Here is a 20,318-nt window from a genome sequence, read left to right as displayed (position 1 = left end):
GCGCACTCCCCCACCGACACCACCGTCGGCATCGACAACGCCGCCGAAATCTTCCAAGAAGCCCGCCACCCCCGCAGCTTCATCTCCCTCGAAGGCGCCGACCACCTCCTCACCGCACGCGGACAGGCCCAACGCGCCGCACACATCATCAGCGCCTGGACCGACCAATACCTCGACCAACCACACCCCTAACCACACGGTCCCGCGCCGCCGTGTGAACGTCTGTGCTGGTGCAGAGCACCGGCCGGCCCTCGCGAGGAGGTGGGCGGGCTCCGCCGCCGCATGACGTGAACGCAGTCACACACCCTCAAATACCGGTTCCGGCCAGCCAGCACCGCCAGCGCCGCCGGACGCGGCGCGGCGGCAGGCCACCGTCTTTGTCCCGGGGGGCATCAGCCTTCGTGGCCAGTGGCGCGGCATCGCCACCCGTGACAAGCAGACGGCCACGATCTCCTCGTCACGGGCGGCTTCCTGTGACCCGCCCGGTGGTCCGGGCTAGCCTCCGGGAAGGGGTTCGGGGTAGCGCTTGAGGACCTGGGCCGGTTGGTCTTCGTCGGTGGGCCAGAGCACCACGTGGTAGCGGTCCTCGCCTTCCAGGGCGTCCTCGGAGAGGATGTTCAGGTCGTGGGAGTAGATGCGCACGGCGTAGTTCCCGGGGGTGAGGGGGATGCGGGGGATCGTGTCGCGGGTGTCCTGCATGGAGACCAGCAGACGTCCGGAGGGGAGCGCGAGGCCGGCCTGTGTGACGTGATCGGCTTGCTGCAGTTCGGTGTCGTCGGCCGGGGGTGTGCGGCGTACGTCGACGGTGACGGGCACGGTGAAGGGGCGGGCGGCTCCGATGGCGACGATGGCGGGCGTCGTGTTGATCCAGTGCTCGGCCAGCGTGTCGAACCAGGCAAGTTCGGGCTCGCCCAGGCGGGCGTCGTCGTCCTGGATCAGCAGGGTGGAGTCATCGGCGAGGACGGCGAGTTCGTGGCGGGAGAGCAGGCCGGGGTCGCCGGGCGGCGGGGTGGCGGTCATCTGGACTTGGGCTCCGTCGGGCAGTGAGTGAACGGTCTGAGCCAGTGGGCCGCGGATGCGCATGCACTGGGCGGCTTCTTTGGCGACGAGGTTGTGGTCCTCATAGGCGCCCCCGAGGGTGAAGAAGTGCCGGGGGATCAGGCGTTGGTCGTGCGGGAGGGGGCCGTGTTGGTCCTGCCAGCGGGCGGCGAAGGCATACGTTCCGTGCACGTCGGGGTCGGCCAGGAGCCACTGCGCCCAGTCCTCCAGGCTGTCGCCGATCAGGGTGCGTTCTCGCGCCCCAGGCCGCTGGCCGAGGAGGTGCGTCACGCCCTGGCCAGCATCGGCCTGCCGGGATCGGATGCCAGCGAGCGTGACCGCGCCCATGGCGTCGTCATCACCGACGCGGAGGACGGCGCCGTGTTCGTGGAGTGGTTCACCTCCCGCGCTCTGCGCGAGACGGCGGCCACCGAGCAGCGTGAGGCCATCGTCGAGGGCCCTGCGGCCCTTCTACACCGGGACGGCCGGCGCACCATGCATGAGGCCATCGCCGTCGTGTTGCGCGGGTACGGCAGCCTCAAGACCGACGTCCAAGGAGACCAGGGGGTGTTGGCCACGCGCCTGCCCGTTCTCCCGGCGCCCGAGCCCGCCCCGGGGGGCCTGCCGCTCAGCGTGGGTGAGGTGCTTTCCGAGGCACCCTCGCCGATGCGCGGATTCCTCACGGACCAGGACGAGACCGACGACCAGTAGGTCCGCGCCCGGCCGGACACGGAACACGGCACGCCGACATGCCCCGCCGGTTGCTGCCAGGTGGCCACGCAGCACGACTGCCGCGGAAGGTGCGGTTGCCCTGGAGCGGAAGCGGCATGCGGCGTCGAGCCGCCCCGGAACGGGATGCCACACCCGCTGGAAGTCGTGTGCCCTCACCGGCGCAGTCCAGCAGCCCCTGCTGGTGTGCTCCCTCAGGCACCGATGAGGGCATCGTTTCGGGCGGACGTACGGAAGGGGGGCCGGCCCCGAACGGGCCGGCCCCCCGATCACCTCGAGTCGTCTCGGGTGCCTACAGCGACGGCAGCGTCTCCGCCGGGGACACACCCGGCAGCGTCGGCAGCTTGGGCAGGCCCTTCAGGTCGGGCGCCGGCAGGTCGCCACCGAGCACGATCGCCACCACCACATTGACCGTGCCGGTAAGGGTCGCCTGCAGCGCGGCGGCGGTCGCCTTCGCATCCCCCGCCGCGGAGGCCTTCACCAGGGCGTCCACCTTGGCCTGCAGGTCCGCCGCCGCCTTCACGACGAGGTCGGCGCCGGGGGCCTGCGCGCGGGCGCCCGGTGCAGCCGCCTTGTCAGTCGCGGCCTTCGCGTCCGCCGTCAGGCCGTCCAACGCCTTCTTGACGTCGGCCACGTGCTTGGTGGCCTCGTCCTTGGGCAGCTTGCCGTCCGGGGCCTTGAGCACGCCCGCGACGAGGTCGGTCACCGGCTGCAGGACGGCGCCCGCTCCGGCCAGTGCCGCATTCTGCTTCGCCAGCGCCTCCGCGCCCGGGAGCGGGGCGGCGGATGCGCTGTGGGCCGGCGAGTCCGTGACGGCAGAGAAGGCCGGGCCGGCCGGGCCGGCCACGCCGAGGGCGAGGGCACCGCACAGCGTGGTGGAAGCAACAAGACCGGCTTTCCGGGAAATACGCATGGTCTACCTTTTCGCGGTTGTCGAGTGGTACTCCTCGGCAACCGTGCGAGGGACGCATACCGTACGCAATCGGAACAACACGTTCGGTCGCGTCCACCCAGCCCAGCAACAGGCCCCTGACCTCGCACATTCCGGAACCGCTGGGCGTGTCGCAGGTGCCTCCAAACGGGGGTCCCCTCCGCCTCTCACCAGCCATGCGCCGGTCCCGCCCCACGAGGGGCCGGGCGCCGCACGCCGAGCCGCTCTCCCACAGGAGATCGCCGCGGGTTAGTGAAAGCACATCGATCTGCTCAAGGCACTCCCCGCCGCTATGGCCGACCAACACCTTCACGGGCATCCGCGCCCATGGCGGATCGAGCTCGACGTCTCGTGGGCGGACGGTGCCCTCACAGCGGTCACGGACCGTTCGCTCGCCGGCCGCTGGTCCCCGCTGCGGTACCGCGCGGCCTCAGGTCCGCGTAGCGATGCCCTAGGGCGCCACGGCATGCCATGACGGGAGGCTTCGCGTGGTCGAGAACTGATCCTGCTCACGGCGTCGTTCGGTGTTGCGCCCCGACCCGATCGCAGACGCGTGGCCGGTGCCGTGGCCTTGCGGTGCGGCGTGTGGTTGTAGTGCGCTACGCCTCATGAGGAATGTGAGGAAGAAAGGCGTTACCACGCTGGGCGCCCTGCTGTTGGCGGTGCCCCTTCTCGTCGCCGCGCCGTTACCGTCGGCGGCCGGCGCGGACAGGTCACTGGGTGTCGACCTCGACACCGTGACGATCCCGCAACTGCAGGCGCGCATGGCGAAAGGCTCGCTGACCTCGTCGGCGCTGACCACCGCCTATCTGCAGCGGATCAGAACCGTCGACCCCAAGATCCACGCGGTGCTGCGCACCGACCCGACGGCGCTGCGGCAGGCCGCCGCCAGCGACGACCGACATCGGCGCGGCGCCGTCCGCGGCCCTCTCGACGGCATCCCCGTGCTGATCAAGGACAACGTGAACACCCGGGGGCTGTCCTCCACGGCCGGATCGCTGGCGCTGGCCGGGAAGCCGCCCCGTGCCGACGCCGACCTGGTGGCCCGGCTCAGGAAGGCCGGGGCGGTCGTCCTCGGCAAGACCAACCTCTCCGAATGGGCCAACTTCCGTGCGGCCAAGCCGACGTCGGGGTGGTCGGCAGTCGGTGGGCAGACCAACAACCCGTACGTCCTGGACCGCAACCCGTGCGGGTCCTCCTCCGGTTCGGCCGCGGCGCTCGCCGCATCGCTGGCCCAGGTGGCGATCGGCACCGAGACGGACGGCTCGATCGTGTGCCCCGCCGGCATGAACGGGGTCGTCGGCCACAAGCCCAGTCTCGGACTGGTCAGCCAGGACGGCGTGGTGCCGATCTCCGCCGAGCAGGACACCGCAGGCCCCATGGCCCGCAACGTCACCGACACCGCGCTCACCCTGTCCGTGATACGAGGTGACGTCGACGAGTACTCCCGTGGCTCGGCCGGTCCCACGGACGACGTCCTGCCTCGGCACGGCGGCCTTCGCGGCATGCGGATCGGTCTGTGGCGGCTGCCGTCGCTCGGGTCCGACGTCGACGCCTTGATGACCCGTACGGCGAAGAAGCTGCGCGCGGCCGGCGCCGAGGTCGTCGAGGTCACGCCGCCGTATCAGAAGCGGCTCGCCGAGCTCGAATTCCCGGCACTGCTCAGCGAATTCCACCGGGACATCGACACCTACCTCTCCACCCGCGAAGGGCCGCAGGATCTCGCTGAACTCATCGAGTTCAACCGCACCCACCGCCAAGAGCAGACGTGCTTTGCCGGACAGGAGTTGTTCGAGCAGGCCCTCACCGCGCCGTCGACCACCGACCCTGATTACCTGGCCATGCGGGCGGCGTTGAAGGACCTGTCCCGGCGTTCCATCGACGAGACCATGGCCGCCCACCGCCTCGACGCCATCGCCTCGCCCACCAATCCGCCCGCGTGGACGACCGACTGCGCGCGAGGAGACAACGACGTGATCCCGTCGTCCACCCCGGCGGCCGTCTCCGGATACCCGTCCCTTTCGGTGCCCGCAGGTTTCGTGGGTGAGTTGCCCGTCGGCATCCTACTGATGGCCGGGGACCACCAGGACGGCGAGCTGCTGTCGCTGGGCGCGTCGATGGAGTCCCGCCTCGCCGCCTGGCGCGCACCGCGATACCTGCCGTCCGTGGGCGGCGACGACAGCGGGTGACCTGGGCCCGAAACCGTCGACACCCGGCCCCGACCAACGGGCCGGGTGTCGGCAGAGCGGGACGGACTCGGTTCGCTTGGGCACCAGTGTCCGACGGGCTACCGGTCCCTCCCGCGGGCGTGCAGTTCCAGGGGCAGCGGGGCAGCCATGCAACACCGAGGAGTACGTTTCCGCCCCCCCTCCGCCCACCCACACATCGCCGGGCGGCCGCGTCGTTCACCGTCGCCACGAACCGCCGAATAACGGGCAAAACACCACTAAATATACTTTTTGTCGTTCCATATGTGCATGCCCCGTTCTCGTAGTCGGCTACTGGATGCACCCGCGCCCCGGTTCAGCGTGATCGTCCCCGCACATCTGGTACAGGCGTACCTCCACGCCTGCCTCGACTCGGTGCTCGGCCAGTCCTGCACGGACCTGGAACTGATCGCCGTCGACGATGCCTCACCGGACGCCTGCGGCGAGATCCTCGACTCGTACGCGGCGCGTGACCCGCGTGTCACGGTCGTCCACCTCCCGGAGAACGTCGGCCTCGGTCCGGCCCGCAACGCCGGGCTCGCGCGGGCGCGCGGCGAGTACGTCGTCTTCCTCGACAGTGACGACACCCTCACCCCCGGATCGCTCGCCGCCATCGCCGGCCGGCTCAAGGAGACAGGCGACCCGGACGTCCTGATCTACGACTACGCCCGTGCGCACTGGGACGGCAGCCTCCTGCGCAATCAGCACGCGCAGCTGCTGGACCAGTCGGGCCCGCAGCCCTTCGCCCTGGCGGACCGTCCCGCGCTCATGCGCCTGCTGATGGTCGTCTGGAACAAGGCATACCGGCGCGAGTTCCTCGCCGACTGTGGCCTGACCTTCCACCCCGGGTACTACGAGGACACCCCCTGGACCTATCCGGCACTGATGGCCGCGGGTTCCGTCGCGACCCTCGACCGGGTCTGCGTCCACTACCGGCAGCGCCGCCAGGGCAACATCCTGTCGACGGTCAGTACGAGGCACTTCGACGTCTTCGACCAGTACGACCGAGTCTTCGCGTTCCTCGACGCGCACCCCGAACTGGACGAGCAGTGGCGGCGCGTCCTCTTTCGCCGGATGATCGACCACTTCTGCACGATCTTCACCACCCGTGGCCGGCTGCCGCGCGGCAGCCGTGCCAAGTTCCTCCGCCGTGCCCGCGGCCACTACGTCCGCTACCGCACCCCGGGCGGCCCGGTGCCGGCCCCCACCCGGCTGCGGCACGGTCTCGTACGCCTGGGCTCGCATCGCGTGTATCTCGTCATCTCAGGGACGCGCAAGGCCCGTGCGCACGCCCTGCGCCATCTCAGACGCGCCGCCCGAGCGGTGCATGGTGCGGCGCTGCAGACCCACTACCGCATCCAGTGCCGGCTGCCCGTCAAGGACGATCTCGCGGTTTTCTCCGCCTACTGGAACCGCGGTTACTCCTGCAGCCCCGCGGCGATCGAGTCCAAGGTGCGCGAACTGGTCCCCTCGATGCGTACGGCCTGGGTCGCGCACCCCGCCTACGCCCATACCGTGCCGACCGGGACGGACCGTCTGGTCCCCGGCACGTTCTCCTACTGGTCGGCTCTTGCCCGCGCGAAGTACCTGGTCAACAACGTCAACTTCGACCGCAGGCTGCGCAAGCGCCCCGGTCAGATCCTGCTGCAGACACACCACGGCACACCCCTGAAGAAGATGGGCCTCGATCTGCAGGAACACCCGGCGGCGGGCGGCGGCATGGACTTCGCGGCCCTCATGGAGAACGCCGACAAATGGGACTACAGCATCTCGGCGAACCGGCATTCGACCCTCACCTGGGAACGGGTCTATCCAGCCGGTTACACCACTCTTGAATACGGCAACCCGCGAAACGACGTCTTCGTGACGGCGACCGAGGCGGACCGCGGCCGCACCCGCGAGCTCCTCGGCGTCGACGGCGACGCGACGGTCCTCCTGTACGCCCCCACCCACCGCGACTACCAGCGCACCCAGACACCACGCCTGGACCTCGCCCGCCTCGCGCGCGCCCTGGGCCCGTCGTACGTCGTGCTCTCCCGCACCCACTATCTGGCGACCATGGCCGAGAACGCCACGGAACCCCACCCGCGTGTGATCGACGTGTCGCAGCACGCCGCGGTCGAGGAACTCTGCCTGGCCTCCGACGTGCTGGTCACCGACTACTCGTCCCTGATGTTCGACTACGCGGCCCTGGACCGCCCGATCGTCCTGATCACGGACGACCACCTGGCCTACGAGGCCGCCCGCGGCACCTACTTCGACATTCGCACCTTCCCGCCGGGTCCGGTCGCCCGAACCCAGGACGGATTGATCGACATCTTCGCCACTGGGCACTGGAACGGCTCCCGCTCCGCCCAACTCCGCACCGCCTTCCGCGCACGCTTCTGCCCGCACCACGACGGACATGCCACGGAGCGGGTGGTGCGCAGGGTGTTCCTGGGAGAGACGCCTGAGCCTTCGCAGCCGCCGCCACCGAGCCCTGTGCAGCACGCACCGCGATACGACTCCCCCACCACGGACGAGCGCTCGGACCGCTCCCGACCGTCCCCAGCAACACCACCGGCATCCTCATGAGGAAGAACTGATGAAACTCTTCAAGGCCCCCGCAAAGCCGCAGGCTGCCAAGCCGGCCGAGCCGACACAACCGACGCAGCCGGTGCTCAGCGCCGCCGACACCGAGCAGATCCTGCGTTCGCTCCAGCAGCAGACCAAGACGCTGACCGCCGCGCTCACGGGCATCCGCAAGCAACTCGAGCACCAGCCTTACGTGGTGGCCGAGTTGATGCGCCGCTACGACCACCTCATCGACGGCGACATGCCCATGCCGGTGCTGGGCGCCAACTGGGCCGCGATCGCCCCGACGGTCCTGTTCATCGTCGACGAGGTGATGGGCCGGCCGGCCCGGCGCACCATGCTGGAGTGCGGCTCCGGTGCGTCGACCCTGTGGACGGCGGCGGCGCTGCGCAAGTGCGGCGAGGGGCACGTGACCTCCATCGAGCACGACCGGGCCTTCGCCGAGGTGACCCGGCAACGGCTCGCGGACCACGGCCTGGAGTCGTGGGCGACGGTCGTCGACGCTCCCCTGGTCGACACCGAGGTGCCGGGCCTCGGCACACAGCCGTGGTACGACCTGTCCGGCCTCGGTGACGTGACCGATGTCGACCTGCTCTTCATCGACGGGCCGCCGCGCCCGACGGCGCCGCTCGCCCGCTACCCCGCACTGCCGCAACTGCTGCCGCGGCTGGCCAAGGGCGCCCTTGTCGTCCTGGACGACACCAACCGCAAGGTCGAGCGGGACATCAGCAAGATGTGGGCGGCCGAGGGCACCTTCGACCGGCGTGTCACCTTCGTCAAGGACGTGGCCCGCTCCACCGTGCTCCAACTCGACTGACCGGACGTGAGGTCCGGACGGGCGGACCTCGCCGGCGCGTCATGGCGCCCGAACGTCCCAGAGCCCCGAACGTCAAGGACAGGACAGCAATGCGTATCTCGGTGATCGGCTGTGGCCACCTCGGAGCCCCTCACGCCGCCGCCATGGCGGAGCTCGGGCACGACGTGATCGGCGTCGAACTCAACCCGGCCACCTGCCGGATCCTTCAGAGCGGGCGCGGCCCCTTCTTCGAGAAGGGCCTCGACGACCTGCTCGAAAAGTACGTGCCCACCGGCCGCCTCCGTTTCACGGACGACCTCATGGAGGCCGCGGACTTCGCCGACCTGCACTTCATCGCGGTCGGCACCCCGTTGAGCGAGGACGGCCGCAGCTACGACATGGAGCAGGTCTTCGGCGCGGTCGGCGCGCTGGCCCCGCTGCTCACCCGCCCCTGCACCATCGTCGGCAAGTCCACCGTGACGGTCGGCACCGTCGCACGTGTTCGGGACATCATCGAGGAACATGCCGTGGACGGCGTCGACCTGGTGTGGAACCCGGAGTTCCTGCGCGAGGGGCACGCGGTCGAGGACACGCTCCACCCCGACCGAATCGTCGCCGGGGTGTCCAGTGCCGAGGCCCAGAAGGCGATCGAGGCGGTGTACGCGCCGATCCTGGCGCGCGGGGACGTGGAGCTGATCGTGACCGAACCGGCGACGGCCGAGATCATCAAGTCGGCGGCCAACTCCTTCCTCGCCACGAAGATTTCGTTCATCAACGCGATGGCCGAGGTGTGCGCGCTCGCCGGAGCGGACGTGAAGACCGTCGCCCACGGCATCGGGATCGACCACCGGATCGGGCACGCTGGCATGCGACCCGGCATCGGTTACGGCGGTGGCTGTCTGCCCAAGGACCTGCGGGCCTTCACGCACCGCATCGACGAAATCGGGGCCACGAACGCGGTCGCGCTGCTGCGGGCCGTCGAGGGCGTCAACCGGGGACGTGTGGAGGCGGCGGTCGACCTCGTGGCGGAGGCGGCCGGGAGCAGGGGGCTGGCCGGTGTGCGCATCGCGTTCCTCGGCGCGGCCTTCAAGGCGGGAACGAGTGACGTCCGCAATTCCCCGGCCCTCGAACTGGCCCGCCGACTGCGGGAAGCCGGTGCCCACCCGGTCGTCCACGACCCCGAGGCGTTGGAGACGGCCCGGCGGCTGCACCCCGAGCACACCTATGCCGACACCCTCGCCGAGGCCCTGGACGGGGCCGAGGTCACCGTCCTGGCAACCGAGTGGCCCCAGTTCAGCGAGGACCCCGAACTCCCGGCCTCGGCCGCCCCTGCGGTGGCCGGGCGCCGGCTGGTGGATGTCCGCACCTGCGTCGACCCGCTCGACTGGGTCGCGGCGGGTTGGACGGTGTGGCAGCTCGGGCGGCCGGTGCGCTCCGCAGCGCACTGAACGGTCCGGTGGCACGACGAGCGGGGCGTCGTGCCACCGGACCGGCGTCGTCTCGCCGGATCATTTCCCGAAGACGATGTCCAGGACGTGCGACATCCGGATGTCGTAGACGTGCCCCGGCTTGGCCACGCCTTCGGCGCGGTCGTACTTCCAGCCGTTGTTCACGCCCTGGTAGTGGCGATGGTGGATCTGTTCGTTGCGCTCGATTCCCGCACCGACGACGCTGTGCACGCGCCACTGCGTGGTCTGCCAGTCCACCATGTCCGGCAGGACCGTCCACTTCACGGTCGTCGTGCCCCGCGCCCGATGCCGGTAGTCGACGAAGCGTCGCTGCCGCAGCGGGTTCATGGGCTCGGGTGTCGCCTTGGCGATCCAGTGCCCCTCGTAGGTCACGGCGCCGACCTCCGACTCCGCCACGTGGTCGAAGACCGGACGCGCGTCGTTGGTGAGAACCAGTTCGTCGATGTCGGCATTGATGACACCGGCCGCCCTGGTCAGATAGCGAAACCTGCCGTGCTCCAGCAGAGAGTACTGGCAGTAGTCGGAATCCCAGACATTGTTCGGTCCGGCGTTCGGTCCCCAGGGGAATTTCCAGTCCACGACGACCGCGGTCGTGATCCCGTCGACCGAGGCGATGACGTCGGCGACGTCGCGGGGCGAGTACCGGGTGGAATTGTTGTCGTAGAAAACGACCCCGGTCACGCCGTGCACGATGTGGTAATACTGCAGAAAATCCCTGATCCAGACGAGATCGTTGTCCTTGGATTTCGTAATGATCGTCCGCTGTCCGGCGAACAGCTCGGAATCGTCGGGCGCGATGACCGTACTGAACTTCGTGCCGCCCACATCGAGTGTCAGATGCCGGCCGGGAGGGGCGTCGACGATCCGTGACCGTTGGGTGCGGCCCCAGTCGCTCAGGGAGAGCTTTCCGGCGACGTCACCGCCATCCACGCGCCAGTCGGCCTTTTCGAGTTCGGCCCGGAGATTGTGCATCGGCGGCCCCGAGAGCCAGACGTCGTCGCCCTGCCGGAACGCGTCGTAGAGCAAGGTTCGACTGTCGTACTTCTCCAGGTAGTCGGGTTGCCGGTCCTCGGGCTTGCGCGGCGGCTCACGGCGGAGCGCGCCGTCGGCCGGCAGGGTCATTCCGGTCGGCTGTACGACCTTGACGGTCTTCTCCTGGGGCCCGCCGGCCGCACGCCGCAGGTCCCACGACTCCCGGGCCCGGCGAATCGGCTGGAGGAATTCCTCGAGCGTGAACGGACCCGCCCTGCGGGAGGGGCGGCCGTTCTCCGACTCCAGTTGGGCGACCCGGTGCTTGAGTTCCGCGATCTCCGACCGCAAGGTGTCGGCAGGATCCGCTGCGCGAAATGCACTGGCTTGTTCGACGGCTTCGGTCGCCATCTTCCACTCCCGTTCACGGAGCACCGTCTCGGCGCACCCAATCTCACCGGACCGAAAGGCCCCGGCGAATTCCGCTCGACTGATCGGACAGCATATATCCGGGCGGACATCTCGACTTCTCCGCACCGCCGTACCGGCTATTCGCATGTGGCGGTGCGCGTCACACCTCCCCGGCCTGCTCCAGCATTCGGTCGACGACCCGGGCGGCGGCCTTTCCGTCGTCCAGGTCGCAGAACAGGTGCTGGAAGCGCGCGAACCGGTCCTGGTGCGCGATGTGCACCTTCTCGATGTCACGGATCGCGTCGATCAACTCCGCCGAGGTGCGCAGCAGCGGCCCCGGGGAGTCGGCCTCGAAGTCGAAGTAGAAGCCGCGCAGGGTGTCCCGGTAGTGATCCAGGTCGTACGTGAAGAACAGCATCGGCCGCCCGAGGTGCGCGTAGTCGAACATCACCGAGGAGTAGTCCGTGACCAGGAGGTCGGCGACCAGGTAGAGGTCGGCGATGTCCGGGTACTCGGAGACGTCCCACATGAAGCCGTCGCCGGCCTGCGGGACGACGTCGACGATGTTGGAATGGCGGCGGATCAGCAGGACGTGGTCCTCGCCGAGCCGTTCGCGGGCATCGGCCAGGTCGATGCGCAGGTCGAACTTGAACTGGCCGGCGCTGTGGGCGCTGTCGTCCCGCCATGTGGGGGCGTAGAGCACGACCTTCTTGCCGTCGGGCAGGCCGAGTCGGCGGCGGACACGGGTGGCCCTCGCGTCCCGGTCGGGGGCGTGCAGCCGGTCGTTGCGGGGGTATCCGGCCTCGAGGATCTCGCCGCGGTAGGAGAAGGCGCGGCGCAGGATCGGGGTGGAGAAGCGGTTGGAGGAGACCAGCAGGCTCCAGTTGACCACTTCGCGCACGAGCCGGTTGTGGTACTCGCGGTCGAAGCGCGGGGTCGCGATGTCGTGGCCGATCTGCTTCAGCATGGTGCCGTGCCAGGTCTGGACGACGACCTGGCCGCGGCGGCGCTCGAACCAGTCGGGCAGGTGTCCGTTGGTGACGATGTAGCGGCTGGTGGCCAGGGCCTCGAACCACTCGCGGCCCCACATGCGCACCTTCTCCAGGCCGTCGGGCAGTTCGACCTGCCCGTCGCGGACGACCCACAGGTGCCGCAACCGCGTCCCACGGCGGGTCAGTTCCTCGTGCATGGCGCGTGGGCTGTCGGAACACTGCTTGCCGTTGTAACTGAAGTAGCAGACCTGGTCGCGCAGGGGTTCGTTCTGACGCATCGTTGCGTAGACCTGTTCGCGCAACTGGAGCTGGCGGTACGGGCCGCGCTCGTCGTCGCCCAGTTCGGAGCGGCAGTTGAGCTGCGGGAAGTCCTCCCACCGGTTCTCCAGCCAGTACCGCCGGCCCCTCAGTTCGCTGTGCAGGGGGAACTGGGACAAGGCGAGGCGGTCGATGACGAAGGCGGTCCGCGGTTCGCCGGCCTCGCCCACGAGGAAGAAGTTCCACCGGCCGGCCTTCAGGGGCAGGCCGCCTCCCGCCCCGCCCATGACGGACGGGTCGAAGGAGGCGGTGAAGGTGCCGTCGGGGCGCCAGTCGATTCGGCCGGGACGCTCGTCGGAGCGGCCGCGGGCGCGCAGTACCAGCTCTCTGCCGATGTCCAGCAGGCTCGCCCGGCCGGAGAAGACCATCTTTCCGTCGAGTTCGGCGACACGGTCGATGATTGCGCGCCGCGCCCTGCTGGTGATCTTCAGGTAGCCGTTGGCCCCGGCCGTGACGGCGATCTCGGCGCCCTCGCCGGCCGCCCCGAACTCCTCGGACAGGTCGGTGGTCAGGTCCGCGAGACCTTCGCGGACCACCGTGGAGAAGCGGCGTTCCGAACCCTGCTCATCGGTGGCGACCCATTCGGTGCTCCAGCGGCGCTTGCCGGGGCGGGTGCCGCCTCCGTCCGTGTCGACGAACAGGGCGACCTCCGCGAGCGGGACGGTGACGGCGAGCGCGTCGCCCCGTCTACGGCCGGCCACCTCGGCCGGGTAGTCCATGCGGTCGCCGGTGGCGCGATTGGTCAGCCGCAGTGACATGCGCTCGTCCGGGCGCAGCTCGGTGCGGAGTTCACCCTCCACTCGCAGTGTGCCGCCGTCGAACCGGCGCTCCGTGATGAGTGCGCGGACCCGCTCGACACGGATCTTCAGGGCGCTGCGGACGCTGTGGGGCACGATGCGGTGGTCGGCGTCCACCCAGTGCACAGGCGGGTAGTTGGCGGCTGCGCCGCCGCGTGTCCACACCGCGCCCCTGCGGAACAGGCCGGCCGCGTAGACGTGGATGCCGACGTGCCACAGCCCCTCCTGCCAGACACCGTGTCTGCGGAAACGCTCGGGGTCGATCTCGACGCGCCATCCGGCCCAGTCGTAGTTGTGCGACTTCTGGCCCGAGTCGGTGGTGGCGAGCGGATGGTGGACGTTGGCGGTGGGCAGCAGGGTGCGGCGTCGGCTGCCGTCCCGCTTGAGCTGAACCGCCTTGACGCTGCTGCGGCGGGTCGCCAGGTCGATCCGGCTGATCCAGGCATCGCCCTCGAGGACGAGCTTGCCGCCGTCCCATTCCGCGGTGCGCAGCGGTGAGCGCAGTGACAGCTCCTTGTCGATGCGCAGTGCCGGCTTGGGCAGCGCGAAGCCCCGGTCGGTGAGCGGAGTGAACTCGGCGTACTTGCGGCGCCGTCCGGTGATGGGCACCCGGTCCCAGCGCTGCCGGGAGGCGAGCAGTTCGAGCAGTTCGTCCAGGGCGTGCTTGCGCACCAGAATCCATTGCACCCGCAGTTCCGTGGGCAGGGCGAGGATGAGTTTCGGGTCGATCTGGTCGAGGAACCGGTTGGCCTCGCACAGGAATGCCTCGCGGTACTCGGCGTCGCCGTCGGGCAGGACGCGCAGGAAGATGCGGAGGTCGTCCCGCAGCGCCCGGCCGTCGTACTCCCGCTTGAACGCCTCGGCCCGGGGGTCCTGCAGGGTGGCGAGGAAGGAGCTGACGGCGAGGACTCCGGCGACGCGGTCGCGGACGGACTTCGGCTCCGTACGGCGCTGGGTGATCGAGGGAGCGGCCCAGCTCTCGCGCAACCGCCAGTAGTAGACCGGGTCGCCGACGATGTCGACCGCCTCGGCGCGGTAGTAGGCGGGCAGTACGACGGGCGTGTCCTCGTACAGCACGCCCACCGGGAAGGAGAAGCCGTATCGGTCCCAGAAGCTGCGTCGGTAGACCTTGTTGCAGGCGATCCGGTCGGCGATCAGCCGCGGGTCGTCGGCGATGTGCACCCGGCGGCGGGCCTCGCCGGAGAGCATCCGCATCTGGCCCGCCTGCCAGATCTTCTCGCCCCGCAAGTGGTGCACGTTCCCCGTGGCGAAGTCGGAGCCGGACTCGTCGAGGCTGCCGACCATCGTCCGGTAGGCGTCGGGCGGTACGACGTCGTCGCTGTCGACGAAGGCGAGGTACTCGCTCGACGGGGAGACGTGCGCGACGCCGGTGTTGCGCGCCGCGCCCAGCCCGGCGTTCTCCTTGCGTACGAGGCGGAAGCGCCCGTCGCGGGCCGCGTACTCGGCGGCGATGGCGGCCGAGCCGTCCGGTGAGCCGTCGTCGACCATGACGACCTCGAGGTCCTTCATGCTCTGCGCGGCCAAGGAGTCCAGGCAGGCGGGCAGGTACTCCTCCACGTCGTAGATGGGGACGATGACACTGAGGCGGGTGTTCATCGGGCTCGTTCTTCCTTCGCTGCCGACGGGTGCGGGGTACCGGAGCCCACACCTGCGGGCCGGGTGGGAGCGGGTGGGGCGGGGCGCTGGTCGAGCGGGGTCACCGGCACCGGGGTGGTGTCGTCGAGGAACACCCGGCGCACGACGCGTTCGGCGGCGCGGCCGTCGTCGAACGGGCAGAAGCGGCGGCGGAATTCGGCTCGCAGGGCGGTGGTCTCGGGGCTGTTCCAGACCCCTTCGGTGAGCAGCCCCTCCAGGTCGTCCTGGGTGCGGGCGACGGCACCGGGCGGGTCCTGCAGCAGGTCGAAGTAGGTGCCGCGGACGGCGGAGTAGGTCTCCCAGTCGTCCGCGTAGATCACGATCGGCCGGTCGAGGACCGCGTAGTCGAACATCGCGGAGGAGTAGTCGGTGATCATTCCGTCGGCGGCCAGGTACAGGGTCTCCACCGTGGGGTGTGCGCTGACGTCCTTGATGCGGCCGCTGCCGCGCAGCGTGCGGTACTCCGGGGCGGAGCTGTAGAAGTAGTGGCCGCGCACGAGCAGGACGGTGTCGGGGCCGAGGACTTCCGCGAGTCGGGCGAGGTCGAGCCGGGGCACGAAGGTGCCTTCGTACTCGCGGTGCGTCGGCATGTAGAGCAACGCGGTCGTCCCCTCGGCGATCCCCAACTCCCGTCGCGCCCAGTCCACTTCGGTGGCGCTCGCGCGGGCGAGCACGTCATTGCGCGGGTAGCCGGTCTCGAGGGTGGTGTGGGCCGTGGGGTAGGCCCGTTCCCAGACGGCCGTGGAGAAGGCGTTGGAGGAGAGGCCGTAGTCCCAGCGGTCGCAGCGCCTGAGCATCGCGTCGAAGTCCATGTCGGTGGAGGCCGGGTAGCGCCGCTGGTCCACGCCCATGGTCTTCAGTGGGGTGCCGTGGTGCGTCTGGACGTGGATCTGCTCCGCGCGTTTCACCACGGAGCCGGCGAAGTTGACGTCGTTGACGAAGTACTTGGCACGGGCCATGACCGACCAGTAGGCGCGCGAGCCGACCCGTACGTACGCGGTGCCGTCCGGGACCCGGTCCACGCAGTCCGGCCGGAGCAGCCAGACGCGGCGGATGTGCGGGGCGAGCCGAGTGAGCCGTTCGGCGATCGCGGCAGGGTTCCCGGTGACTCCGCGGCTCCAGTACGAGGAGAAGACCGCGATGTCGTTCTCGACGGGTCGGCACAGTTCGGCCCGATAGTGGGCGGCCATCGCGGCCCGCTTGACGCCGTGGACCACGTCTGCGGCCCGGCGCCGCGCGGCTCGTGTTCCGCGGACCGTCTCGTGCAGTCCGCGCATGGCCAGGTGGAGGTCCTGTTCGAGCAGCGCGTAGCGGTGGCCGCGCCTGCCGCCCGGCCGCCGGTGGCCGTCGGGTCGGCGCGTCCGGTAGTGGCGGGCGGCCTCGTGGAAGAACTCCGCCTTGTCCTTCTCGGGCAGCCGGCCGGGCTTGGTGTAGATGGTGAGGTAGTGGTCGACCATCTTCTCGAACAGCCGCCCCCGCCAGGGTTCGAGCGCCGGGTGGGCGTCGAGGTGCGCGAACAGCAGGTCGTACTGACCGAAGACATCGAAGTGCTTGCGGCTGGTGGTGCTCAGGATGTTCCCGCCCTGGCGGCGCTGGCGGTACTCGATGCAGGCCCGGTCGAGGACGGCGATCCGTTCGGCCGTGATCAGCGCGGTGAACGTCCACGGGACGTCCTCGTAGTAGCCGGCGGCGAAGGTGAAGCCGTGCTGGTCGATAAATGCGCGCCGGTAGGCCTTGTTCCAGACGACCTGCAGCAGGTCGAGCAGTCCGGGCCGGTCCGCGAGCCGGACGACGTCGGGCCCCTCCTCGCCGAGGAGATGGGCGACGCTGCTCGGGCGTCGGCTGTCGTCCCAGTAGGTGCGCGTGTAGTCGAAGACGAGGAGGTCGGGGTCGGCGGTGGCGTCCAGACGAGCTGCCATCGCGGCCAGGGCGCCGGGGGCCAGGGTGTCGTCGCCGTCGAGAAAGACGACGTAGTCGCCGACGGCCTGTTCGAGGCCGGCATTGCGTGCGCGCCCCAGGCCCACGTTCCGCTCGAGGTGTACGGGCCGCACGCGATGGTCGGTCGTCGCGAATTCGTCGATGATGGCGCCACAGGTGTCGGGCGAGCAGTCGTCGACGGCGATCAACTCGAAGTCCCCGCATTCCTGCGCCACCACCGAGTCCAGGCATTCGCGCAGGTAGCCCTGCACGCGATAGACGGGGACCACGATGCTGAAACGCGGCATGGGCGGCGGCTCCTATCTGTCTACTGTCGGGCGACTATATGTCCATCAAGGAACAAATGCGCACATTAGACCACATAGGGTTTTTCGATTCACGGAGTCGTGTTCACCTGGATCGGCTAACCAGAGAGACCGCGACAGGCATACGGCGTGATCGTGGAGCCATGCCCCTCTGGTACCGAAGACACCGCAGCCCTCACCCCCCTGGCACCCAGCACCTGGATCACACCGAACCGAGCCGTGCCGCCGTCCTCGAACACGACCTTCTGGGTATCGAACCCGAACCGGGAACGCCGGGAGCGCACGCCGTCGCTCTGGCCCGGCCTGTCGACCAGGACACGTGCCCGCACGAGGACGTCATGGACGTCGTCGCCCTCGGTCAGGCGCGCCCGACCGGGATGTGCGCGGGCTGCGACGCCGACGTCGTGGAAAGCGACGAAGGCCTCTGGGACGGCTCCTGAAATGGACGACGGGGAATTCCCGTCCGCACACCTGTCACACCCCGCAGCCGCTTCCAGCACGCAGGCCGGAGGCGGCACATCGGCCGGGCCGGAACCGGCCCGCCCCCGTCACACCGCGAGGATGCCGCCGTCCACCGCCACATGGCTCCCCGTGGCGAACGACGAACGGTCGCTCAGCAGCCACAGTGCCGCCTCCGCCACCTCCTTCGGCTCCGCCATCCGCTTCTGGATCTGGCGCGCCACGAATGCCTCCTCCAGCGCCGGCTCGGCCTCCACGGCCGCGGTGATCATTTCCGTTCTCGTGGTGCCCACCACAAGGGAATTCACGCGGATGCCGTGCGCTCCGTATTCCGCGGCCGCAGCCTTCGTCAGGCCGAGAACGGCATGCTTGGCCGCGACATAGGGTGTTGGCGCACCGGTGGCGATCAGGCCCGCCGAACTGGCCGTGTTGACGATCGAGCCGCGGCCCGCGGAGAGCATGACGGGGATCTGGCGACGCAGACAGTTCCACGTCCCCCGGACATTGACCTCCATGATCTGCTCGAAGTCCTCTTCCGGCAGTTCGTGCAACGGGCCGAACACGGAACCGGCGTATCCCGCATTGTTGAAGGCGCCGTCCAGGCCCCCGAAGTGCTCGACGGCCATGGCCACCGCACGCTCGACGTCCTCCGCCCGTGCCACGTCACCGACGCTCCAGGCCGCCCGCCCGCCGGACGCCTCGATCTCCTGGGCGAGACCTGCGAGCCGGTCTTCGCGGCGCGCCATGAGGACGACGGACGCCCCCTCGTCGGCGAACAAGCGTGCAGCGGCCGCTCCGATACCGCTCGACGCGCCGGTGATCATGACGGTCCTGCCGGTCAGCAGGCCGGCGCCGTCCGCCGGAGATATTCGATCGTTCATGGCGCCGAGTAAACCGAATGACGACCTGACACACCACCACAATGAACCAACCATCAGGCGGCGCAGCCGAGTTGATCTGCATCCTGGGTCGACGGACGGCGACGGCTCCCCCGCCTCCCTCTCTCTGCTCGCCCCGGCCCGGTGTACCCACCGAGCCTCCAGGTGTCTACGGTGGTCCCGAGGTTGGTAAGACCCCAGGGAGACGCAGGGCCTGAAGGGTCGACAGGAGACGGGTGGAGTGCGGGGCATGGGGGACGAGCGGGCGGGCGGCGTCGAGGGCGGGCGGGTGATCGCCGGGCGGTATCGCGTCGTCGGGCGGCTCGGCAGTGGCGGGATGGGCACGGTGTGGCGGGCCGTCGACGAGCGGCTGGGGCGCGAGGTCGCCGTCAAGGAGCTGCGGACGTTCGACGGTGTCGACGGGCCGGACCCCGGCGAGCAGCGGTTGCGGATGCAGCGCGAGGCGCGGGCCGCCGCGCGGGTGCGGCATCACGGGGTCGTCGCCGTGCACGATGTCACCGAGCACGAGGGTCGTCCCGTGATCGTCATGGAGTGCGTCGACGGAGAGTCGCTGCAGGGGGTGTTGCAGCGGCGTGGCCCGCTTGATCCGCTCGAGGCGGCCCGGATCGGCGCCCAGGTGATGGACGCGCTCGCGGCCGCGCATCGCGCCGGGGTGTGGCATCGGGACGTCAAGCCCAGCAACATCCTGCTCGAGCACGGTGGCCGGGTCGTGCTCACGGACTTCGGGATCGCCGCGCTGCAGGAGCCGGGCGACGGCGCCGCCACCCGGATCACGCGCAGTGGCGAGCTCGTCGGTTCCCTCGACTACCTCGCGCCCGAGCAGGCTCGCGGCGGCGAGGTGGGGCCCGCCGCGGACGTATGGGCGCTGGGTGCCTCGTTGTACTCGGCCGTCGAGGGAGCGCCACCGTTCCGGCGCGCCTCCACCTGGTCGACCATCACCGCCATCGTCACCGAGCCGTTGCCCGAGCCCCGGCAGGCCGGGCCGCTGGCGCCCGCGCTCACCGAGCTGCTGGACAAGGATCCCGCGCTGCGGGCCGACGCCGTGCGCGCCGCGCAGTTGTTGCGGGCCACCGCCGCGGGCGAGCCGCTGCCGCCTCCGTCGCCCGACACCGTGCGGCTGCATCGCCGGGAGGGGGAGCGGCCGATTCCGGGTGGCGGTTCCGGTGGCTTCGGCGCCGGGGCGTTCCCCGCGCCCGTCTCCCCGCCGCCTCCCGGGCCGCCGACCGTCACCGCTCAGCGTGGCACCTCCCGCCGGCGTGGGGCCGTCGCCGCCGTGGTGGCTGCGGCGCTGCTCGTAGGCGGCGGCGTGACGTACCTGGTGACCAGTCAGGGCAGCGGCGACGCGAGCGGAAGCGCGGCGGGGCCTGCCGCCGGCGACACCCCGTCGGCCTCGTCGTCCACGCACTCCTCGTCCCCTTCGTCGTCCGCCAGTCCCTCTCCTTCGAGTCCCGCCGAGGACTCCCCCAGCGCCTCCGCGAGCGACGCCTCCTCCCCCGCCTGCACACGCATCGGCGGCGGCAAGTCCAACTGCCGCGTGTGGCGGACCGCCACCTCGTACGACTCCCGGCACCGCCCCGTCGGCACCATCCACCCGGGCACCAACTACTTCTACTGCCAGGCCAAGCTCACGCAGCGGGAGAGGTACGGCGAGTGGACCAATGTCTGGTGGGCGAAGACCGATGACGACTCCGGCAACGCCGGTGTGTTCGTCAGCGATGTCTACCTCAAGGGCGGCCGGAACGATCAGCCCGTGCCGGGGCTTGCGGTGTGCTGAGCGGCCCAGCCCCCGTCGGCGCGCACGCCCTCTATGAGGTACTCCCGTTGGTCATA

The 20,318-nt window shown here is 70.0% G+C and carries 13 protein-coding genes and 1 pseudogene; 8 read left to right on the top strand and 6 right to left on the bottom strand.

Translation table 11 applies throughout. The features are described from left to right. Positions 1 to 192: pseudogene (locus ACZ7L4_RS06845) on the top strand (alpha/beta hydrolase); the annotation flags it as partial. 303 nt (positions 193 to 495) lie between these two features. On the opposite strand, the gene ACZ7L4_RS06840 reads toward ACZ7L4_RS06845, so the two are convergent. Continuing rightward, positions 496 to 1,329: a hypothetical protein gene (locus tag ACZ7L4_RS06840; protein ID WP_472100309.1), complete on the bottom strand. Its 834-nt coding sequence runs from the start codon at positions 1,327 to 1,329 to the stop codon at positions 496 to 498. Here ACZ7L4_RS06840 and ACZ7L4_RS06835 point away from each other — a divergent pair. Then, entirely contained in the window at positions 1,321 to 1,749 is a 429-nt protein-coding gene (locus tag ACZ7L4_RS06835) for a hypothetical protein (protein WP_472100307.1), read from the top strand. The genes ACZ7L4_RS06840 and ACZ7L4_RS06835 overlap by 9 nt on opposite strands. 310 nt (positions 1,750 to 2,059) lie before the next feature. Here the strand turns inward: ACZ7L4_RS06835 and ACZ7L4_RS06830 are convergent, their stop codons facing one another. Next, positions 2,060 to 2,680: a hypothetical protein gene (locus ACZ7L4_RS06830; protein WP_472100305.1), complete on the bottom strand. Its 621-nt coding sequence runs from the start codon at positions 2,678 to 2,680 to the stop codon at positions 2,060 to 2,062. 626 nt (positions 2,681 to 3,306) lie between these two features. Between ACZ7L4_RS06830 and ACZ7L4_RS06825 the strand changes: the two genes are divergently transcribed. The 4 genes from ACZ7L4_RS06825 to ACZ7L4_RS06810 all read left to right on the top strand — a co-directional run bounded on the left by ACZ7L4_RS06825 (position 3,307) and on the right by ACZ7L4_RS06810 (position 9,723). Then, positions 3,307 to 4,887 (top strand): amidase family protein, encoded by a 1,581-nt coding sequence (locus tag ACZ7L4_RS06825; protein ID WP_472100304.1) that lies wholly within the window; start codon positions 3,307 to 3,309, stop codon positions 4,885 to 4,887. A 288-nt stretch (positions 4,888 to 5,175) separates the two neighbouring features. Continuing rightward, positions 5,176 to 7,479 carry a bifunctional glycosyltransferase/CDP-glycerol:glycerophosphate glycerophosphotransferase gene (locus tag ACZ7L4_RS06820; RefSeq protein ID WP_472100302.1) on the top strand — a complete coding sequence of 768 codons (2,304 nt, stop codon included), beginning with the start codon at positions 5,176 to 5,178 and terminating at the stop codon, positions 7,477 to 7,479. Between the two features lie 10 nt (positions 7,480 to 7,489). Then, positions 7,490 to 8,296 carry a class I SAM-dependent methyltransferase gene (locus ACZ7L4_RS06815; protein ID WP_472100301.1) on the top strand — a complete coding sequence of 269 codons (807 nt, stop codon included), beginning with the start codon at positions 7,490 to 7,492 and terminating at the stop codon, positions 8,294 to 8,296. A gap of 89 nt (positions 8,297 to 8,385) precedes the next feature. Continuing rightward, positions 8,386 to 9,723, top strand: a complete 1,338-nt coding sequence (locus ACZ7L4_RS06810; protein WP_472100300.1) for a UDP-glucose dehydrogenase family protein — start codon at positions 8,386 to 8,388, stop codon at positions 9,721 to 9,723. A 60-nt stretch (positions 9,724 to 9,783) separates the two neighbouring features. Here the strand turns inward: ACZ7L4_RS06810 and ACZ7L4_RS06805 are convergent, their stop codons facing one another. The 3 genes from ACZ7L4_RS06805 to ACZ7L4_RS06795 form a co-directional block, all read right to left on the bottom strand. Continuing rightward, the gene (locus ACZ7L4_RS06805; RefSeq protein WP_472100298.1) at positions 9,784 to 11,124 is read right to left on the bottom strand and encodes a capsule biosynthesis protein CapZ; all 1,341 of its coding nucleotides are present in this window, start codon (positions 11,122 to 11,124) and stop codon (positions 9,784 to 9,786) included. Between the two features lie 160 nt (positions 11,125 to 11,284). After that, complete coding sequence (locus ACZ7L4_RS06800; protein WP_472100296.1) at positions 11,285 to 14,848, bottom strand: bifunctional glycosyltransferase/CDP-glycerol:glycerophosphate glycerophosphotransferase; 3,564 nt, start codon at positions 14,846 to 14,848, stop codon at positions 11,285 to 11,287. Next, positions 14,845 to 17,112: a bifunctional glycosyltransferase/CDP-glycerol:glycerophosphate glycerophosphotransferase gene (locus ACZ7L4_RS06795; RefSeq protein ID WP_472100294.1), complete on the bottom strand. Its 2,268-nt coding sequence runs from the start codon at positions 17,110 to 17,112 to the stop codon at positions 14,845 to 14,847. Before ACZ7L4_RS06795 ends, ACZ7L4_RS06800 begins: the two co-directional genes overlap by 4 nt. Positions 17,113 to 17,273: 161 nt before the next feature. Here ACZ7L4_RS06795 and ACZ7L4_RS06790 point away from each other — a divergent pair, with 161 nt between their 5' ends. Next, positions 17,274 to 17,570: a hypothetical protein gene (locus tag ACZ7L4_RS06790; protein ID WP_472100292.1), complete on the top strand. Its 297-nt coding sequence runs from the start codon at positions 17,274 to 17,276 to the stop codon at positions 17,568 to 17,570. A gap of 108 nt (positions 17,571 to 17,678) precedes the next feature. On the opposite strand, the gene ACZ7L4_RS06785 is transcribed toward ACZ7L4_RS06790, so the two are convergent. Beyond that, positions 17,679 to 18,470, bottom strand: coding sequence for an SDR family NAD(P)-dependent oxidoreductase (locus tag ACZ7L4_RS06785; RefSeq protein WP_472100290.1), 792 nt, complete (start codon positions 18,468 to 18,470; stop codon positions 17,679 to 17,681). Positions 18,471 to 18,717: 247 nt separating this feature from the next. On the opposite strand from ACZ7L4_RS06785, the gene ACZ7L4_RS06780 reads away from it, so the two are divergent. Then, the gene (locus ACZ7L4_RS06780) at positions 18,718 to 20,262 is read left to right on the top strand and encodes a serine/threonine-protein kinase (RefSeq protein WP_472100288.1); all 1,545 of its coding nucleotides are present in this window, start codon (positions 18,718 to 18,720) and stop codon (positions 20,260 to 20,262) included. The last annotated feature ends 56 nt before the right edge of the window (positions 20,263 to 20,318 follow it).

Source organism: Streptomyces sp. NPDC107575, from assembly GCF_055657265.1.
This window is presented reverse-complemented; position numbering and strand designations above follow the sequence as displayed.